The sequence below is a fragment of the Danxiaibacter flavus genome, assembly GCF_041060425.1.
Lineage (GTDB): Bacteria > Bacteroidota > Bacteroidia > Chitinophagales > Chitinophagaceae > Danxiaibacter > Danxiaibacter flavus.
Genome location: NZ_JAULBC010000003.1, coordinates 488,385 through 507,429 on the forward strand (window position 1 = coordinate 488,385; position 19,045 = coordinate 507,429).

At 41.0% G+C, this 19,045-nt stretch carries 15 protein-coding genes; 11 read left to right on the forward strand and 4 right to left on the reverse strand.

Annotation, left to right across the window (positions count from 1 at the left end):
* The first annotated feature begins 50 nt into the window (after positions 1 to 50).
* The 4 genes from QTN47_RS12370 to QTN47_RS12385 all read left to right on the forward strand — a co-directional run bounded on the left by QTN47_RS12370 (position 51) and on the right by QTN47_RS12385 (position 5,994).
* Complete coding sequence (locus QTN47_RS12370) at positions 51 to 620, forward strand: NADPH-dependent FMN reductase (RefSeq protein ID WP_369329693.1); 570 nt, start codon at positions 51 to 53, stop codon at positions 618 to 620.
* A 44-nt stretch (positions 621 to 664) separates the two neighbouring features.
* A complete protein-coding gene (locus tag QTN47_RS12375) occupies positions 665 to 1,960 on the forward strand; it encodes a flavin monoamine oxidase family protein (protein WP_369329694.1) in 1,296 nt (431 codons plus the stop codon).
* 42 nt (positions 1,961 to 2,002) lie between these two features.
* Positions 2,003 to 2,590, forward strand: coding sequence for a peptidylprolyl isomerase (locus QTN47_RS12380; RefSeq protein ID WP_369329695.1), 588 nt, complete (start codon positions 2,003 to 2,005; stop codon positions 2,588 to 2,590).
* A gap of 1,190 nt (positions 2,591 to 3,780) precedes the next feature.
* A complete protein-coding gene (locus QTN47_RS12385; protein ID WP_369329696.1) occupies positions 3,781 to 5,994 on the forward strand; it encodes a sodium-translocating pyrophosphatase in 2,214 nt (737 codons plus the stop codon).
* 72 nt (positions 5,995 to 6,066) lie between these two features.
* Here the strand turns inward: QTN47_RS12385 and QTN47_RS12390 are convergent, their stop codons facing one another.
* Positions 6,067 to 6,264 carry a hypothetical protein gene (locus tag QTN47_RS12390; RefSeq protein ID WP_369329697.1) on the reverse strand — a complete coding sequence of 66 codons (198 nt, stop codon included), beginning with the start codon at positions 6,262 to 6,264 and terminating at the stop codon, positions 6,067 to 6,069.
* A gap of 238 nt (positions 6,265 to 6,502) precedes the next feature.
* Between QTN47_RS12390 and QTN47_RS12395 the strand changes: the two genes are divergently transcribed.
* The 3 genes from QTN47_RS12395 to groL all read left to right on the forward strand — a co-directional run bounded on the left by QTN47_RS12395 (position 6,503) and on the right by groL (position 9,596).
* Positions 6,503 to 7,234 carry a DUF4197 domain-containing protein gene (locus QTN47_RS12395; RefSeq protein ID WP_369329698.1) on the forward strand — a complete coding sequence of 244 codons (732 nt, stop codon included), beginning with the start codon at positions 6,503 to 6,505 and terminating at the stop codon, positions 7,232 to 7,234.
* Positions 7,235 to 7,581: 347 nt separating this feature from the next.
* Positions 7,582 to 7,863, forward strand: coding sequence for a co-chaperone GroES (locus tag QTN47_RS12400; protein WP_369329699.1), 282 nt, complete (start codon positions 7,582 to 7,584; stop codon positions 7,861 to 7,863).
* 95 nt (positions 7,864 to 7,958) lie between these two features.
* Positions 7,959 to 9,596, forward strand: a complete 1,638-nt coding sequence (groL, locus tag QTN47_RS12405; protein ID WP_369329700.1) for a chaperonin GroEL — start codon at positions 7,959 to 7,961, stop codon at positions 9,594 to 9,596.
* Positions 9,597 to 10,077: 481 nt separating this feature from the next.
* On the opposite strand, the gene QTN47_RS12410 is transcribed toward groL, so the two are convergent.
* The 3 genes from QTN47_RS12410 to QTN47_RS12420 all read right to left on the reverse strand — a co-directional run bounded on the left by QTN47_RS12410 (position 10,078) and on the right by QTN47_RS12420 (position 13,950).
* Positions 10,078 to 10,233 (reverse strand): hypothetical protein, encoded by a 156-nt coding sequence (locus tag QTN47_RS12410; protein ID WP_369329701.1) that lies wholly within the window; start codon positions 10,231 to 10,233, stop codon positions 10,078 to 10,080.
* Positions 10,234 to 10,715: 482 nt separating this feature from the next.
* Positions 10,716 to 12,713, reverse strand: a complete 1,998-nt coding sequence (locus tag QTN47_RS12415; protein WP_369329702.1) for a glycoside hydrolase family 97 protein — start codon at positions 12,711 to 12,713, stop codon at positions 10,716 to 10,718.
* Positions 12,714 to 13,032: 319 nt separating this feature from the next.
* Complete coding sequence (locus tag QTN47_RS12420; RefSeq protein ID WP_369329703.1) at positions 13,033 to 13,950, reverse strand: hypothetical protein; 918 nt, start codon at positions 13,948 to 13,950, stop codon at positions 13,033 to 13,035.
* 80 nt (positions 13,951 to 14,030) lie between these two features.
* Here QTN47_RS12420 and QTN47_RS12425 point away from each other — a divergent pair, with 80 nt between their 5' ends.
* The 4 genes from QTN47_RS12425 to secDF all read left to right on the forward strand — a co-directional run bounded on the left by QTN47_RS12425 (position 14,031) and on the right by secDF (position 18,797).
* Positions 14,031 to 14,354, forward strand: coding sequence for a hypothetical protein (locus tag QTN47_RS12425; protein WP_369329704.1), 324 nt, complete (start codon positions 14,031 to 14,033; stop codon positions 14,352 to 14,354).
* A 76-nt stretch (positions 14,355 to 14,430) separates the two neighbouring features.
* Positions 14,431 to 14,925 (forward strand): FKBP-type peptidyl-prolyl cis-trans isomerase, encoded by a 495-nt coding sequence (locus QTN47_RS12430; protein ID WP_369329705.1) that lies wholly within the window; start codon positions 14,431 to 14,433, stop codon positions 14,923 to 14,925.
* Positions 14,926 to 14,991: 66 nt separating this feature from the next.
* Positions 14,992 to 15,468, forward strand: coding sequence for an FKBP-type peptidyl-prolyl cis-trans isomerase (locus QTN47_RS12435; RefSeq protein WP_369329706.1), 477 nt, complete (start codon positions 14,992 to 14,994; stop codon positions 15,466 to 15,468).
* A gap of 200 nt (positions 15,469 to 15,668) precedes the next feature.
* Positions 15,669 to 18,797, forward strand: coding sequence for a protein translocase subunit SecDF (secDF, locus tag QTN47_RS12440; RefSeq protein ID WP_369329707.1), 3,129 nt, complete (start codon positions 15,669 to 15,671; stop codon positions 18,795 to 18,797).
* Positions 18,798 to 19,045 lie beyond the last annotated feature (248 nt).

A 19,045-nucleotide genomic window follows, 5' to 3' on the forward strand; every position in this document is an offset into this window, starting at 1 on the left:
AACGACATTGATTAAGGAATAGTATTTGCAGCTCCAGACATAAACTTTGTATGGCTGATATATTAATTGCAGGTATTTCAGGAAGTCTTAGAAAAGATTCTTACAACACTTTATTGCTGCACGCGGTGCAAAAATTATTACCGGACAATGTTGAAATGGAAATTTTGTCGGTGGCAGATCTTCCGCTCTACAATGCAGATCTGGATGTTCCCTCGGCGAAAGAAAGACCCGCTGCCGCAGCCGCATTCAGAGACGGCCTGACAAGAGCTAATGGTATTTTGTTTGTTTCACCTGAATACAATTATTCTATACCCGGCGGGCTAAAAAATGCAATCGACTGGGCCTCACGTGGGGAAGATTCTCCCATGATACGCAAGCCGGTGTCCGTTATGGGTGCAACGCCCGGCATGTGGGGCACGGTAAGAATGCAGCTTGCATTTCATGCTGTTTTTCAATATCTGAATATGATCCCTGTATATAAGCCGGAAATACTGGTTGCGCAGGCAAATAAAAAGTTTACAGATAAAGGTGAATTTACCGATGAAGTAGCGAAAGAGCTTATTAAAAAGAATCTTGAAAATCTAAAAGCACTCATTCTGAAGTCGGCACAAACGCTGTAATTTACACTGCTAACCAATCGGCACTTTAGTCTTTGGTTCTTTGTATGAAGGAAGAAACGATCATAATAATCGGCGCGGGAGCTGCAGGGCTTCTCGCCGCTAAGGAATTGTCCTCATCCGGTTTTAAAGTGATTATACTTGAGGCTGCGGGATATGTTGGTGGAAGGATAAAAACTACAACCGATGTTTCATTTGAACACCTGCTTGAAGAGGGAGCCGAATTTGTTCATGGCAAACTGCCGTTGACACTGCAGTTGTTGAAAGAAGCAAAAATTTCATTTCACCGTACTAAAGGGAAAATGCTCCGCAACACTAATGGAAGATGGCACGAACAGCATGAAATAATTGAAGGATCGGACCGGCTAATGGCAAAGATGCACGAATACAAACATGATGTAACACTTTCCACATTTCTTGAAGAAAACTTCAGGGATGCGAAGTACGAGCCGCTAAGAAGATCAGTTCAAAAATTTGCTGAAGGGTTTGATCTTGCCGACATACAACAGGTCAGCATGTTTGCCTTAAGAGATGAATGGGAAAAGGAAGAAGGTGATCAATACAGAATTGAAAACGGCTACGCTCAATTAACAGATTTCCTGGCAAAACAGTGTATAGCTAATGGGGCGACTATCCACATATCATCTGTAGCAAACAAAATTTCATGGAAGAAAGATGAAGTGCTGATCACTACCACTACCGGTGAATATTTTACAGCGTCAAAAGTAATTGTAACTGTTTCCCTGGGTGTATTGTCTGCCACCGGAGAAAAACATAACGTACTGGCATTTATGCCGGCAATCGATAACTACCTTAAAGCTGCACAGGAAATAGGTTTCGGTTCAGTCACAAAAATATTTCTGCGGTTTAGCGAGCCGTTCTGGAACAAAGACACCGGCTTTATACTAAGTGAGGAAGCTGTTCCAACCTGGTGGACGCAATTGCCCCGCACAGATGCTTTGCTTACCGGCTGGCTACCTTCAACATCTGCAGTTGCTTTAAATAAATTAACAGAGCCGGAGTTGATCGAGTTGTCCATGCAGTCTTTAGCGAATATTTTTTCGCTTGAAGTTTCTTTTTTAAAACAGCGGCTGATAAGTCATAAAGTAAGCCGCTGGCAGACTTTCCCATTTACCAAAGGAGCTTATAGCTATGCTAAAGTGCAAAGTATTCAGGCAAGACAATTATTGAATACACCTTTGGAGAACACTGTCTTCTTTGCAGGTGAAGGTGTGTATGACGGCGAGTATCCCGGTACTGTAGAAGCGGCCCTTGTAAGCGGACAAAATGTTGCTGACAAAATAAGAGCCCTTAAGCTTTCAGCTTTGGGCTTTCAGCTTTGAGCTTTTCCCTAACTTCACGTCATTCATTTACCTGGTCTTAATATGAAAAAAATATTTGCATTCATCATCGTCATTCAATGCATCATCTCCTGTTCTTCACCCAAACACAAATATCCCCTCATAGTTATTCAAACAAATGCAGGAGATATTGAGGCTGAACTTTACCAGGATAAGGCACCTCAAAGTGTGAATGCTTTTCTTTCGTATGTTGACAAACAATATTATAAAGCAAGTTCTTTTTACAGGATACTGAATGATGACAATCAACCCTCCAATGCGCCTAAATCGGAACTAATACAGGGAGGTCTCTGGCAATCAAATTATACAAAAGCCAGAAGCCTTCCAGGCATTCCTCATGAAACCACAAAACAAACCGGCCTTTTGCACAAAGATGGGACCCTGTCGCTTGCCCGCAGAGAACCCGGCACAGCTACCACCGAATTTTTTATTTGTGTAGGTGATCAACCCGGCTTCGATTTTGGCGGTGAAAATAATCCTGACGGCCAGGGATATGCTGCGTTTGGCAAAGTGATCAAAGGAATGGATGTTGTAAAAAAAATCTATAACCGCCCCGAAAATGACCAGATCTTTACGCCACCGGTTACGATTTTCAATATCGTCAGAAAATAAATTCAGATCGCTGATTTGATGATCGCTGATGGCTGATTTAAGATCGCTGATCTGAGGATGTCAGATGGCTGATCTAATGAAGTCTGCCTGTGCTTTCATGATCAGAAGTGAGCGTCTCGTAACTGGTAGTCTCTTCCTTACTGATAGCTAATAGCTAATAGCTGATGGCTGATATTTAATAGATAAAGCCTGTCTGTGCATTCATGATGGGGGAGTAATTATTTCTTATTTAGCAGTTTTTTTTCTTGCTGATAGCTCATAGCTGACAGCTGACGGCTGCTTTAAGAATGGCTGATATTTAATTGATAAAGCCTGTCTGTGCATTCATGATGGGGAAGTAATTATTTCTTATTTAGCAGTTTTTTTTCTTGCTGATAGCTCATAGCTGACAGCTGACGGCTGCTTTAAGAATGGCTGATATTTAATAGATAAAGCCCGTCTGTGCATTCATGATGGGGAAGTAATTATTTCTTATTTAACAGTTTTTTTCTTGCTGATAGCTCATAGCTGACAGCTGATGGCTGCTTTAAGAATGGCTGATGTTTAATAGATAAAGCCTGTCTGTGCATTCATAATGGGGAAGTAATTATTTCTTATTTAGCAGTTTTTTTTCTTGCTGATAGCTCATAGCTGACAGCTCATAGCTACTCGCTGATGTCTGATTTGACGAAGCCTGTTTATGATTTCCTAATAGAAAGTGAGATTTGAATTTCGAAGATACCTTACACCTTACACCTGATACCTTACACCTTACACCTTACACCTGATACCTTACACCTTACACCTGATACCTGATACCTTATGCCTGAGCGCTGATAGCTCACAGCTGACAGCTAAAAAAAAAGAGGCTCAAGAATAAGCCTCTCTGTAACCCTTCATAAACAATCCATACCCCTATGGATAGTACTTTTAGTAACTTTGATGATTTAAAATTAAAAAACAATTAAAAGCAAAACGCATTTTATTTGGTCTTTAAGCATTTAAAATCGGTAGACCAAAGATTATCATCGCTTAGTGATACCAAACAACTCGGCCAGTACAATTTATATACCCCTGAAAGCACTTATCAAGACTTTATTCCCAAAAAAATTGGTCATACATCAAAATAATATCATTTTTAACATTTATTGGTTTTCCCCCTTATTTTTGTCGACCTTATAATTTTTTTTAAAACTCTTATGTACTTGCTTATGAACAATTTGTTTTACGCTGTACCGGCAATGGGTGTCATCGGACTTATCTATACCCTCGCCAAATATAAATGGGTATCAAAACAGGATGCCGGAAACGACCGTATGAAAGAAATCAGCAAATACATAGCTGAAGGAGCCATGGCCTTTTTGAGGGCTGAGTGGAAAATTCTGTCTTACTTCGTAATCATCGTCGCAATATTATTAGGCGTAATGGCCAGCAGCAATCCTTCTTCTCACTGGATGATCGCAGTTGCCTTTGTACTCGGCGCCGTTTTAAGTGCTACCGCGGGCTATATCGGGATGAGTGTAGCAACAAAAGCCAATGTTCGCACCGCACATGCAGCGCGCACCAGTCTTTCCAACGCTTTAAAAGTTTCTTTTACTGGCGGATCAGTAATGGGATTAGGCGTTGCCGGTCTTGCAGTATTAGGATTGGGCGGTTTATTCATCGTTCTTAAACAAATCTTTGCTCCTGAATCTGCTGCTAATTCGGAAGATATGATCAGAACCATCGAGGTGCTTACCGGCTTTTCTTTAGGAGCTGAATCAATCGCTTTGTTTGCGCGTGTGGGTGGTGGTATATATACCAAAGCTGCGGACGTTGGAGCTGACCTTGTTGGTAAAGTTGAAGCTGGTATTCCGGAAGATGATCCGCGTAACCCGGCAACTATTGCTGACAACGTGGGAGATAACGTAGGTGACGTTGCGGGTATGGGCGCCGACTTGTTTGGCTCTTATGTAGCAACAGTTCTGGCCACAATGGTATTAGGCCAGGAAACACAATCTACTGATAGCTTCGGAGGTTTTGCTCCTATCCTTCTTCCAATGTTAATCGCTGGTGTTGGTATCATATTTTCAATTATCGGGACCTTGTTTGTAAAAATCAGCGAATCTGCAGGTATCCATACTGGTGTTGTTCAAAAAGCATTGAACATGGGTAACTGGGGATCGATTATTCTTACTGCACTTGCATGTATTGGCCTGGTTAACTACGTTCTTCCGGAAACGATGACCCTGCGTGGCGTTGAGTTTACTAAATGGGGTGTTCTGGGTGCAATTGCGGTGGGTTTGGCAGTAGGTACCTTAATGAGCATTATTACAGAATTCTATACAGCAATGGGCAAACGCCCCGTACTTTCAATCATTCGTCAGTCCGGCACCGGTCATGCAACAAACGTAATCGGAGGTCTTGCGGTTGGTATGGAATCTACATTCCTGCCAATTCTTGTATTAGCTGCGGGTATCTGGGGTTCTTACGAGTGTGCAGGTTTATACGGTGTATCTATAGCAGCAGCAGGTATGATGGCCACAACGGCAATGCAGCTTGCAATTGATGCGTTCGGTCCTATTGCTGATAACGCAGGTGGTATTGCAGAAATGAGTGAGCTTCCAAAAGAAGTTCGTGAAAAAACTGACGTACTTGATGCGGTAGGAAACACTACGGCTGCTACAGGTAAAGGTTTTGCAATTGCCTCTGCAGCATTAACTGCGCTGGCTTTGTTCGCTGCATTTGTTGGTGTTGCAGGTATCCAGGGCATTGATATTTACAAGGCAAAAGTATTGGCCAGCTTATTTGTTGGTGGTATGATTCCTTTTATATTTTCTTCTCTTGCTATTCGCGCCGTAGGACAGGCTGCCATGGCAATGGTTGAAGAAGTTCGCCGCCAGTTCCGCACAATTCCGGGTATTATGGAAGGCACCGGAAAACCAGAATATGATAAATGCGTTGCCATCTCTACAGATGCTTCCATCAAAAAAATGATGTTGCCAGGCGCTATTGCAATCATTTCCCCATTATTGGTTGGCTTCTTATTAGGTCCTGAAGCACTGGGCGGTTTCCTTGCCGGTGCAACCGTGTCTGGTGTATTGATGGGCATTTTCCAGAACAACGCTGGTGGTGCATGGGATAATGCGAAAAAATCATTTGAAAAGGGCGTTGACATCAACGGCGTGATGCACTACAAAAAATCAGATCCGCACAAAGCTTCTGTAACAGGTGATACTGTTGGTGATCCGTTTAAAGATACATCCGGCCCATCAATGAATATCCTGATCAAATTAATGTCAATTGTTTCACTGGTTATCGCTCCTACCCTGGCTCAGATCCATCATACAAAAGAAGGAATGGCAGGAAAGCAATCAGAAACAAAGTCGCACAACACATCTGCCACACAAAAGAAAGCGGCGGATAATACAGTTGTATTCAAATAGACTCGAACATATCAATGAAAAAAAGCTGCTATAAGCAGCTTTTTTTATGCATGTTGCCTGTTCATCAATAGTTTACAGAACAAACTTCTTTCTCGAAATCCTTGGTCTTCTTAACCGGTGTACTTGCCATAGATCTGCTGGTCCGAAGATCTTCATTGTTTTCACTACATCGTCTAATGCGATTGTTTCTTCTACCATTGGCCTTGAAGCCAGTTCTTTCAGGGTTTCATTTTCCATGAATAACACGGAAAGGTTAGCGTTGCTTTTCATTTTTTAAAGTGTTTAGATTGAAAAATAATACGGCGATCCCGGCAAATTCACAGGGTTTGTTTGTGTTTTCTCCCGCACATTTTACGATGTTTCACATCAACCTCAAATCCTGATTCCGTATTTCGAGCGCAAAGATAATGTCCTGTTTTTTTTCCACTCAAACCCTTTGGTACAAACGGTTTTAAAAAAGTACGACCGGATTATACAGATGATATTACTTTGCGGCAAATTTTTTGATATGCACCATAAAATGGCTATGATGAAAAATACGCTGATTCTTTTAGTATTATTTGCGTTTTCAGGTTGCGATACTGTTCAGCAGGTAATCAACGCTTCTCAAACCACATCACCCGGATTGTCCAACCAGGATATCATTAATGGTTTAAAACAAGCACTTACAATAGGTACACAAAATACTACCAGCAAATTGTCTGCTGTCGACGGGTTCTTCGCAAATGCAGCGGTAAAAATATTAATGCCTCCGGAAGCTCAGAAAGTGGAAAGCACATTGCGCAGCCTGGGGTTAGGTAGCGTAGTAGACAAAGCTGTTCTTTCTATGAACCGCGCTGCGGAAGACGCAGCAAAATCGGCTACACCCATTTTTGTTGACGCGATTAAACAGATGACAATACCAGATGCATTGGGAATACTGAAAGGCAGCAATACTGCGGCTACAGATTACTTCAAAAACAAAACCACACAGGCACTTACCAACGCTTTCAAACCTCATATTGACGCTGCCCTGGCCAAAGTAAATGCTACAAAGTACTGGAGTGACGTCTTTACACTTTACAATAAGTTCAGCAACAAACCGGTGAACACAGATCTCAGCGCTTATGTAACCGGAAAGGCTATTGACGGCATTTTTTACCAGGTAGCACAGGAAGAAACCGCCATCCGTAAAGATCCCGCAGCGCGGGTAACAGATCTGCTGAAAAAGGTATTCGGCAGCACTTCTGCCCAAAAATAACCGGCAGCAGGATCAGAATTTAAAAAATATTCTATTATAGCAAATACCGACAGGGTAGCGTTTCGAAACTCTTTATTCGCGGATTACACTTGTAAATATTGTTATATAACTTTAAAAGAGTCTGCTCATTCTGTCAGTTCTTTTAAAGTTGACAAATGTAATTTTGTCACGGAATGCAAAAGTACTTTATTTGCAACTCGATTTGTTATGCCAAGTCTTCCATTTAGGTCTCTGTAACGATTCAATAAAGTGAAATTTTGACCTTTCTGTGTGCAATGGCATAATAATCGTTAAGAAAAGTGTTCTGAATTTTCAATCATTAGTTAACTAAAAAAAACAATACAGCTATGGCAAAAAAACTCAATGTTACCCCTCTTCATGACAGGGTGATAGTAAAACCGGCTGCTGCGGAAGAGAAAACTGCAGGTGGAATTATTATCCCTGACACAGCCAAAGAAAAACCTCAACGCGGAACAATTGTGGCTGCAGGTCCTGGTAAAAAAGAAGAACCGGTTACAGTTAAAGTGGGTGATACAGTTTTATACGGAAAATACGCCGGAACAGAGATTCAGATTGACGGCGGTGACTACCTGATCATGAGAGAAAGCGATATTCTCGCAATAGTTTAATTCAAAATTCTAAAACGCAGATCATACATTAATGATCGGCCTTATTAGAAATTGTTTTAACCATTTCAAATCAAAAATTTCAAATTATTAATATTATGGCTAAGCAACTCTTCTTCGATATTGAAGCAAGAAACAGAATGAAAAAAGGCGTTGATACACTGGCTAACGCTGTTAAAGTAACATTAGGTCCTAAAGGCCGTAACGTTGTTATCGAGAAAAAATTCGGTGCACCTGCAATCACAAAAGATGGTGTTACTGTTGCTAAAGAAATTGAACTGGAAGATTCTATCGAGAACATGGGTGCTCAGATGGTTAAAGAAGTAGCTTCTAAAACTGCAGACATTGCAGGTGACGGTACTACTACAGCAACTGTATTGGCTCAGGCTATCATAGCTGAAGGTTTGAAAATGGTTGCTGCCGGTGCAAATCCAATGGATTTGAAACGCGGTATCGACAAAGCGGTTGCGCTTGTAGTTGAGAACCTGAAAACACAAAGCCAGACTGTAGGCAGCGACGCTAAAAAAATTCAGCAGGTTGCTACTATCTCTGCTAACAACGACGAAACAGTTGGTAAACTGATCGCTGAAGCTTTCACTAAAGTTGGTAAAGAAGGCGTTATCACTGTTGAAGAAGCTAAAGGAACTGAAACTTACAACGATGTAGTTGAAGGTATGCAGTTTGACCGTGGTTACATCTCTCCATATTTCGTTACAAACAGCGAAAAAATGGAAGCTGAATTACAGAATCCTTACATCCTGATCTATGATAAAAAGATCAGCAACATGAAGGATATCCTGCACATTCTTGAGAAAGTTGCTCAGAGTGGCCGTCCTCTGTTGATCATTTCAGAAGATCTGGAAGGTGAAGCACTGGCTACACTGGTAGTAAACAAATTACGTGGTACATTGAAAGTTGCAGCTGTTAAAGCTCCAGGTTTCGGTGACCGTCGTAAAGAAATGCTTACTGACATCGCTATCCTGACTGCAGGTACTGTTGTTAGCGAAGAACAAGGCTTTAAATTAGAGAATGCAGACCTTTCTTACTTAGGTCAGGCTGCCTCTGTATCTATTGATAAAGACAATACCGTTATCGTTGGTGGTAAAGGTAAAAAAGCAGATATCACTGCTCGCGTTAGTCAGATCAAAGCTCAGATCGAGACTACAACTTCTGACTACGATAAAGAAAAATTACAGGAGCGCCTTGCTAAATTAGCTGGTGGTGTTGCTGTGCTTTACGTAGGTGCTACTACTGAAGTTGAAATGAAAGAGAAGAAAGACCGCGTAGACGATGCTTTACATGCAACACGCGCTGCGGTTGAAGAAGGTATCGTACCTGGTGGTGGTGTTGCTTACATCCGCGCTATTGAAAGCCTGGAAGCTAAAGTAAAAGGCCAGATCGCTGATGAGCAAACTGGTATGGCAATCGTTCGCCGTGCTTTGGAAGAGCCTCTGCGCACTTTAACTGCTAACGCTGGTATCGACGGTTCTATCGTTGTTCAGAAAATCAAAGAAGGTAAAGGTGACTTTGGCTTCAATGCAAGAACTGAAGTTTACGAAAACCTGTTCAAAGCTGGTGTTATCGATCCTACTAAAGTAACTCGTATTGCTTTGGAAAATGCAGCTTCAATCGCTGGTATGTTATTAACTACTGAGTGTGTTGTTGCTGACAAACCAGAACCTAAAGCTGCTGCGGCTCCAATGCCTCACGGTGGTGGAATGGGTATGGATTACTAAGAGAACAAGTTATCTCAATAAAAAAAGTCCCGGCTTGCGAATGCGAGACCGGGATTTTTTTTAAAGCTTAAAGCCTGGAGCATAAAGCCTAAAACTTATTATGGAGAAGGGATTGATGCTGGCTATCTGAATCGCCCCACGCCTCTGGAAGTTAATCTCCAATGTTTACGCAGCTATGTAATCAATCGGGTCAACTATTTTCATTAAGACATTTTTTTGTTGTCTTCTGAGTCTTCAGAATTATTATCGATCGAATAAAATTTGTTAAAATGCATCCTCCCCAGATCCGATATTTGGGTCAAAATCCATTAGCATTCATCGACAACAATTTGTCATCCTGAATTTTACCGATAATTTTTTAGCCCCCAATAGTGTAATTGTTTTATAAAAGTTGCGTTTTTACAAAACAGATCTGAGATTACTTTTACATCCGATCAGGAAGATTACTGCATGCAAAAGAAATGACAAAACAAAAGGCTAATTAGTTCTTCTGTCCTTTGAAAAACTGCACTTCTTTTTCATGCTGCTTTGCAGCATCCAATGTATCGAAGGTTCCCAGGTTCCTGCGCTTATTTGTCCTGGGATCTATTTTTCGGGAATAAAGTCTGTATTTCCCTGATTTTAATTTTCGTATCATTTTAGAATAAAGATTTTAGTGCTAAACAGATATATTATACTCACTGTCCGAAAATATCACGCCAAAAACACCCTTATCATTTTACATTATAAAACCGATTTACTGAAGCGGCTTTCGAGCGCAGATTACGCATGGCATTGTAGAAAAAAATCCCTCTTATAATGGATAGCAGAACAATAAAATCCATTTAATACATAATAAGATGCGCAAGGGCTTAAAATGGCACGTTATTTAATGTAGTAATAACGGATGTTTCCGGAAGGAGGTGGTTTGCACGGCAGATCTGAGATTAAACTCCCATTACTTGATCTGGACAATGCCAGCGTAAGGAAAATGGAAATAACAGGGGCTCCGGTATCACCGGAGCCTTTTTTTGGTTTCTGTTGATGCTAAGCCACTTAAAATAATGCATCTGTAATGCATACTGCCAGGTTTAATTAATTACTGAATTTCATTTTTGCAACCTTTACAATTTTATCGCATCAATGCACTGCCTGGCCTGATGCTTTTATTTGCATAACCGCGCCGCCGCTACCGGCAACATGTATGTTGATAACATCTTTTGCTGTAACGCTTTCTATCCTTTTTTGAAGATGATTGGGTTCGGCATCACTATCTGCGGCATCTTCATAAACTGTCATTTCATAATTTCCATTACCTAAAAATGACAACGGAATTGATACATCACGAGCCTTTGTATTGTTAAGTGTTCCTACATACCATTCGTTATTTTTCCTTCTTGCAATGGTAATATATTCACCAACTTCAGCGTGTAACGTTACTGTAGAATCCCAGGTTACAGGAACTTCCTGCAGGAACTCAAACCCCGGGGCATCCCTGTATGCTTCAGGTGCATCAGCAACCATTTGCAAAGCACTTTCCATCACTACATACATTGCCAGCATGTGGGCTCTCGTACCTGTTACATAGGGATTGGTAAAATGAATGATGTGTTTACCCTGCGGCAAAGAGCGAAATCCCCCGAGATGATAGTCGGTTGCACCTGCAATTAATCGCGTGAATGCGACATCCAAATCGTGATTAGCATTCATTACATCGCTGCTCCATTTATAGTTTTCATAATTGAGTGTTCCTTCCCGGGTAAATTCGTTGGGATAAGTACGTGATAAGCCAGTGGGCTTACATACCCCGTGAAATTGGATAAAAAGATGATGTTTTGCAGCGGTCTTCAATATTTCTTCCTGCATTTGTATCATTTGCTGGTCATCCCTGTCAATAAAATCTACCATCATACCTGAAACACCCCATTGTTCATACAGCGCAAAAATTGAATCAACAGGATGCTGCTTGTACAGCACTTTCCAATTCACCCAAAGATGGATACCCACACCTTTGCTGTGAGCATAATCACAAATATGTTTCATATCCAGCGATGCAACAGGTTTGGTAGCATCAGCTTCACTGCCGGGTTGGCCAAAGTCGGAGCCGTCGTCAAAATACCAGGGTTGCTGGCCATATCCGTAAATGTCATGATATTGAATGTGATTAGCCGCGGCAAAATCAATATAATATTTATGTGTTTCGAAATTGCTGCCGGGACAAAAGTTAGTATCCGGTACTATATTCCCATTCCACCATGGAAAAGTGGTTTTTCCCGGCCTGATCCAGGAGATATCTTTCAACACGCACGGTTCATTCAGATTTGTAATCATATTGGACGTAAATAAATCGCCCATACGGTCGCTAATTAAAAATACACGCCAGGGAGAATGATGTGGTAGTGTAGCCTCAACCTTTATATCGGGATCGTCAATATGTGGAGAGAGGGCTGTTCGTAAAATGCCTTTTTCTTTTATCAGATACATGCCTGCATAATTGCGCAGTGCAGCTTCCGTAATTGCCATATGCACCCCATTATCAAACTGGAATAATGCAGGCACGTCCATCAGTGTGTCGTTTTTTATATCAGCATAACGCAAGTGCGTGTATAATGGCTCATGCGAAGTTTGAAAGTTCTCCAAAAGTCCGGTAATCACTTTGGGATTTCCTGCAATATTCATTTCCGTATGTTCATCAGTAAGCTTAAGGGTTTTCCAATTTGTTTGCGTTGGGAACTCATATCTGAACGCAATTCCCTCATCATAAGCACGGACGATAAAATTTATACTGTGAAAAGGGGCTTGTGTTTGAGATAACCCAATTACCATCTGCCGGCAATGGTCATGAGCGATCTTCGATTTTCCGACTACAAGTGTATAGGAGGTATCAATAACAGAAAATACAGGTTTGTTCATTTTCAGATGCGATGCAAATGCATCATCCGGAAATATTAATCTTATCGCAGAATTGTCTACTATTTTATTCTTTCTGTAAGTAACCGTATAAGTTATTTGTTCTGATGTGCACTGCAATGAAAAATGCAGATTACCATCAGGAGATGTAACGCTGTATGTTTTATCCCCGGCATACAACGATAAGGTTACTAACAGGGTGATGATAAAAAGAACAGGCTTCTGCATCTTCGTTATTTTTTATTGGTATTGTGTACAGATATTTTTTATTACTTATGAAAAACAACACACAACCTTTAGCACTCTTATCAAGCGGACAACACCACTCAATGTGCTACTTTCACTAACCCTGATAAGTCATCTGACTTAGGTCCGGTTCCACTTAATGGCAAGGTTTTTAGGATTATATGTCGTTGGTTACATAATCTTTTACACAAAAAAAGACGCATTAGCGTCTTAAACATTTTTAGTCTCTGCGCCGCGGCTTCTTCGCGTCCGCCGCGTGAAACCCTTCGCTTAGATCAGTTTTAAGCTTTAAGCTTTAGGCTTACTGAAACCTTCTCATATAAACGGTTCTTCCGAAATATTTTGTAAGCGAATCAATGGCACGCAGGGTATCCGCCTGTAATACTGTAGCATCAATGTACAATCTGTATCGCATTGCTGTATCAGTTTTAAGACTGTCAAAGCCGGCGTGATCGCCATATTCACGCAATTTAGCAGTCCGGGCAACTGCACGGTCACGGCTGCCTGTTACTTCAAAAATAAATTTAAACCTTGCGCTGTCAGTTGCAGGCGGTGCAATTGTGGTAACTGTGGCGGTAGTGTCAACAGTCGCTGGTTTTCTTACAATTGCAGTATCTACCGGAGTAGCTGGCTTTTCTGCGCCTTCTGTTGCATTGTTGCCTGAAGACATTTCTGTCGATTTGCTTGCTTCATGTGAATTTATGTAATTATAGATGCCATAACCGATGCCAGCGACTATTAAAAGCACAATTATGATGGCAAGGGCAAATACTCCTGTTCTTCTTGACTGCCTGTTTTCTATGGTGCCGGCTTCGGCTGCATAACCTCTTTTTCTTTTGAACTCTTCTTCCCTCGCGGACAGGTGGGCCATCTGCCTGAATTGCAGGTTAGCCGAATTATCCATGATTATTTCGCCTATACCTTCAAAAGAATAAGATTTTCCTATATTGATCCATTGCTTGGCTTCAATAAGGTAAGATTCAACGCCACTGCCCGCAATGCTTCTGTTTTTACCAAGTTTGGTTGCTATATATTCAATTAGTTCCGGAGAGGTTTCTGCATACTTGTTAAAGGTGAACTCTATCTTAGGCTGACTGGTGGTGGTACCGCTTTCTGTAACAAAAGGTTCGCCGGTGATAACAAATTCGCCTAATTTTTCTAAGGACACATGTTTGTTTTCCAATAAAAACTCATGTATAAGTGCATCATATTTAGTCACAGAAATTGAATTTTAAGGCAAAATAAGAAATTAAACTTTTAACTGGAAACATTTTAAAATTAAGCAAAGTATTTTTGCGGATGCTTACGAAGGAAGAAGAGAGTTTTCTCAAATATTGGGAGGGTTACCGCCAGAATAAGCGGCGCATATTTCGTCAATTTGTTATCGGACTTTCGATGGGACTTACAATTGGCGTTTGCATTATCGTATCAGTAGGAACCGGCTGGTATGAAAGGGCAAGCATGGTGGCAAATGCCAGCTTTAACCCGAACGTACTCATCGTTGCCATATTGGGTATCAGTCTTTTCCTCGCGTTTTTCTACAAAAAATATAAGTGGGAAATGAATGAGCAACGCTATAAAGAACTAATGATAAAAAAAAATAAAGAGAATAAAAGTCTGTAAGCAGCGTTTTAATTTCTCTCAGGCTCTTGATAACAATCTTTAAATGCACCCAGCGTGCTGCAAATTAAAATAACGAATGAAAAAAACTGCATTTGCACTACTTGCCGGATTAATGGTATTGGCTTCCTGTATGAAAAATAACAATAACTATTGCACCAACGTGGCTCCTTCTGAAGAAGCGGACGATATAAGAGCATTTTGTATGTCCAACGGAATTACCCCTCAGATAGATGACACGACAGGAATTTTTTATCAGATAACTTCTCCTGGAAGTCCCGACAGGCTTAGCAATCAATATGATACAGTTAAAATGGCTGTGGTAACAAAATTGCTTAATGGGACACAACTTCAAAAAAATGATTCTGTTGTTGCTCTAATGCAGAACGTACCAGCTCTGTTGTTATTTGGTCTAAACAAGATTGGGATAAGCGGTCAGATTAAAATGGTTTCCCCATCGGCTTATGCATATGGTTGTAATGGAGCAAAAGATAACAGCGGCAACCAGGTTGTTCCGCCTAACTCACCATTATATTATGAAATAAGAGTGCTCAACATCGGAAAATATAAATAATTTTTCAACCCTAAACACCAAAGAACCTCAACAATAGCATTGAAAAAAATCTTAAAAGTTAACCTAATGAAGAAAATTTTGGGGCTTTCAATAGCCGCTGTGATTGGATTGGCTGCATGTGTTAAAACCAGCACTCCCTGTCAGGATCAAAACCCAACAAGTGAAGTAAGTGAAATGCAGGCTTTTTGCCTGGCAAACGGAATTAATTATACAACAGATTCAAGCTCCATTTTGTATGAAATAATTGAGCCGGGTACCACACCTGCGATTACCAATAAATATGACACTGTTACTATTAAGTATGAAGGAAAATTATTGAATGGAACAACATTTGACAAATCAGACTCATTGGTGGCCTACGCAGGCGGATTTGTATCGGGTTTTGCTTACACCTTACAGAAAATAAAACAAGGTGGCCGCATTAAAATGGTGATTCCTTCGGCCTATGCCTATGGTTGCAACGGAAGCGGAACAGCGATCCCAGCTAACTCCCCTATTTATTTTGATGTTACACTACTCAAAGTGAGACCTTATAAGCAATAATTCTGAATATTTTCTTTTTTTCTGGCCTTCTATTAACAAAATAGAGGGCTGGAAAAACTACCGAAACTCATTATCCAGGCTGCATTCAGGGCAGTAAACTTGCATAAAAATAGCGGGAAATATATCCGCTTTTTTTTCATTTTACTATTTCACCTCCAATCCCCTATCTTTGCCGCCACTCAAAAATTGAAAACCATAGTATGCAACTTAAAGGTTTGGTGCGTTTTTTTACGATTGCACTGATATTGATCTGCTTATACCAGTTATCTTTTACATGGATCGTAAAGAGCCATGAAGGTAAAATGGATGATAGAGCTGCCAAATGGCTGAAGGCGAATTACCCCCTTACTCCGGACCAAAAGTATCCTGGTAACAAAGAATTACAGGAAGCTTATGCTGACACCCTTGACCAAATTAAAGACCAGCATAAACACCGTTTGCTGGACAGCACCAACGATACAAAGATTGGGCCGTTTGGTTTGGTAACTTACCAATCAGCTAAAGACAATGAATTGAAATTAGGTCTTGACCTGCAGGGTGGTATGAGCGTAACCATGGCTGTGGGCCTTGATGGTTTAATGCACTCATTAAGCAACTACACTAAAGATCCGGCTTTCAATAAAGCTTTGAATACTGCGATAGAAAGAAAAGCAAACAGCGGTGCAGACCTGATCACTTTATTTTATGATGAATTTCAGAAAAGTGGCAACGGTGCTAAACTTGCTCCTTTCTTTGCACAACGCAGCAATGGTAAAATTAAATTTGATGCATCCGACAACACCGTGATCAGCTACTTGCGTGATCAGGCTACTATTGCATTCAACAATACTTACAGAATCCTGAGAACGAGGATCGACCGTTTTGGTGTGGCTTCTCCTACCATTAACCCCGATCCTGCAAAAGGAATTATCACTATTGAACTTGCTGGTGTTAACGATCCTGAAAGAGTTCGCCGTTATTTACAGTCAACTGCAAACCTGCAATTCTTTGAATTGTACAACATCGGCGATCTGCAGGAAGCTGTATTAAATGCTGACAAAGCGTTGTCTGATTACCTGACAGGTACAAAAACTGACACAACTGCAAAAGCCAAGGTTGATACAACTGCAACAGCAGCTCATTCAACTGATACTACACAAACAGCAACTTTAGGTGGTGTTTCTGATACCAATGCAACCGCAAAAACTGCAACTGCTGGTAAAGATTCTACTCAAATTAAATTCAATCAGGCTCCTTTAAGAAACCTGATCGGTTTTTCTCAGCCACGCCGCAATGCACAGGGTGCGGCTCAGTTCCCTGCTGAATTGGGTTATGTACTGACTAAAGACACTGCTCAGATCAACGACTTTTTGAATATGGAGATCGTTAAACACAACTTCCCATCTAACATGGTGTTCATGTATGGAAAGGCTGATGTGAGCGATCCTAAGACAAAAAATATTCTGCCTTTGTACGCTATCAAAACGCTTGATAACGGCACTGCAGAACTGGAAGGAGAACACGTAAGTGAAGCGCGCCAGGACTATGATGAAAAAGGCCGCGTCGCCATTAAAATGAACATGGATGCTATCGGAACTTCTATCTGGGCTAAAATGACAGAAAGAAACTCTCCTGCAGCAAACAACGGCGTTTCTAAACCAATCGCTATTGTTCTGGATAACATCGTTTACAGCGCTCCGTTTGTAAATGGTCCTATTCCGAATGGTTCTTCAGAAATTTCCGGTAACTATTCCATTAATGATGCCCAGGATCTTGCTGACATCCTTCAGTCTGGTAAACTGGATGCTCCTGCCAAAATTGTACAGGAACAACTTGTTGGACCAACGCTTGGACAAGAAGCTGTTAAAGGCGGTTCTTTATCGTTCCTGATCTCTTTCATAGTGATCTTCGCTTTAATGCTGCTTTACTTTAACACAGCAGGTTGGGTTGCCAATATCGCACTTATCCTGAACTTACTGTTTACCATCGGTATACTAAGTGCATTAGGATTTACGCTGACTGCTCCTGGTATCGCCGGTCTGGTATTAACCATCGGTATGGCCGTGGATACGAACGTAATCATCTTTGAAAGAATTAAGGAAGAATTGACGAAAGGTAAGAGCTACGCAAATGCTGTGGCAGACGGTTACAAACGTTCTTATGCTCCTGTACTGGATGCGCACGTAACAACCTTGTTGACCGCCATCATCCTGTTCTCCTTCGGATTGGGTCCTGTACTTGGTTTCGCTACAACTCAGATCATCGGTATCCTGTTGTCTTTGTTCTGCGGCATCCTGGTATCAAGACTTATATCTGATGTGTATATGAGCAAAGGCCGTCACTTTGAATACTTTACCAATATTTCAAGAAAAGTATTCAAACACGCAGCCATCAAGTTTGTTGAATACAGAAAAGTAGCTTACGGAATCTCTATCGTAGTAACACTTTTAGGTATTTCTTCTTTCTTCTACGGATTTGATTATGGCGTTGACTTTGAAGGTGGTCGCAGTTATACTGTTAAGTTTGGTAAAGACATGACCAAAGAAGTAACCAGCCTGACAGATGATTTGAAAAAAGTATTTGGTGAAGCTCCGGTTATCAAAACAGTGAGCACGCACGATCAACTGAATATCACTACATCTTACAAGATCCATGAAACAGGAAATACAGTGGATTCTGCAGTTGAACGCACTTTATATGATGGTTTGAAGAGTCATTTGCCTCAAAATGTAAGCTTTAACGAGTTCAGTACTAAATACAAACAAAGCTCTCAGACCGTGTTGCCAACCATTTCTGACGACCTGAAAAAAGGCGCAAGAAATGCCACAATCCTGGCAATTTTCGCGATCTGTCTGTACATCTTTATACGTTTCCGCGACTGGAGGTATTCCGTTGGTACAATTGTATCATTGTTGCATGACGTCTTTGTAACACTCGCAGTATTCAGCTTCTTCAGAAAGATAGTTCCGTTCCCGCTTGAGATTGACCAGCACTTTATTGCGGCCATCTTAACGGTGATAGGCTTCTCAATGAACGATACCGTGATCGTGTATGACCGTATCCGTGAGGATAGCAGGTTGTACCCAACGATGCCTAAAGCCCAGGTGATCAATACAGCGATCAACCAGACTTTAAGCCGTACCATCATGACTTCATTGACGGTGTTCTTAACCATCCTCATCCTCTTCATCTTTGGTGGTGAAGTAACCCGCGGATTTGCATTTGCGATGTTGATTGGTGTGATCACCGGTACCTACTCTTCTATCTTTGTTGCCGCTCCTGTATTACTGGAGTTTGCAAAAGACAAGCCTTTAGGCAAAAAAGTTGAGCCTAGGAAGCAAACAGCATAATAACACAGGGTAACCTGTTAATATAGAAAATGCATCAATCGAAAGGTTGGTGCATTTTTTTTGTTGTTATAAACGAAGAGTTGATGCCTGACTTCTTTGCCTACTTCTGCTTTTATGTGAGGAATAAATAAATACAGTTATATAGGAGATTCACGGAAATAAAACTGAGTTGCACAGAGCGTGTATTTTAACATTTAACCTTTTGATGAAATTCAAGTCATACGAACGCTTTGATCAGAAATATGAGA

Bases quoted from the DNA above. Each gene is read 5' to 3' on its own strand.
- QTN47_RS12370 (WP_369329693.1), top strand. From the start codon at position 51: ATGGCTGATATATTAATTGCAGGTATTTCAGGAAGTCTTAGAAAAGAT.
- QTN47_RS12375 (WP_369329694.1), top strand. From the start codon at position 665: ATGAAGGAAGAAACGATCATAATAATCGGCGCGGGAGCTGCAGGGCTT.
- QTN47_RS12380 (WP_369329695.1), top strand. From the start codon at position 2,003: ATGAAAAAAATATTTGCATTCATCATCGTCATTCAATGCATCATCTCC.
- QTN47_RS12385 (WP_369329696.1), top strand. From the start codon at position 3,781: ATGAACAATTTGTTTTACGCTGTACCGGCAATGGGTGTCATCGGACTT.
- QTN47_RS12390 (WP_369329697.1), bottom strand. From the start codon at position 6,264: ATGAAAAGCAACGCTAACCTTTCCGTGTTATTCATGGAAAATGAAACC.
- QTN47_RS12395 (WP_369329698.1), top strand. From the start codon at position 6,503: ATGCACCATAAAATGGCTATGATGAAAAATACGCTGATTCTTTTAGTA.
- QTN47_RS12400 (WP_369329699.1), top strand. From the start codon at position 7,582: ATGGCAAAAAAACTCAATGTTACCCCTCTTCATGACAGGGTGATAGTA.
- groL (WP_369329700.1), top strand. From the start codon at position 7,959: ATGGCTAAGCAACTCTTCTTCGATATTGAAGCAAGAAACAGAATGAAA.
- QTN47_RS12410 (WP_369329701.1), bottom strand. From the start codon at position 10,233: ATGATACGAAAATTAAAATCAGGGAAATACAGACTTTATTCCCGAAAA.
- QTN47_RS12415 (WP_369329702.1), bottom strand. From the start codon at position 12,713: ATGCAGAAGCCTGTTCTTTTTATCATCACCCTGTTAGTAACCTTATCG.
- QTN47_RS12425 (WP_369329704.1), top strand. From the start codon at position 14,031: ATGCTTACGAAGGAAGAAGAGAGTTTTCTCAAATATTGGGAGGGTTAC.
- QTN47_RS12430 (WP_369329705.1), top strand. From the start codon at position 14,431: ATGAAAAAAACTGCATTTGCACTACTTGCCGGATTAATGGTATTGGCT.
- QTN47_RS12435 (WP_369329706.1), top strand. From the start codon at position 14,992: ATGAAGAAAATTTTGGGGCTTTCAATAGCCGCTGTGATTGGATTGGCT.
- secDF (WP_369329707.1), top strand. From the start codon at position 15,669: ATGCAACTTAAAGGTTTGGTGCGTTTTTTTACGATTGCACTGATATTG.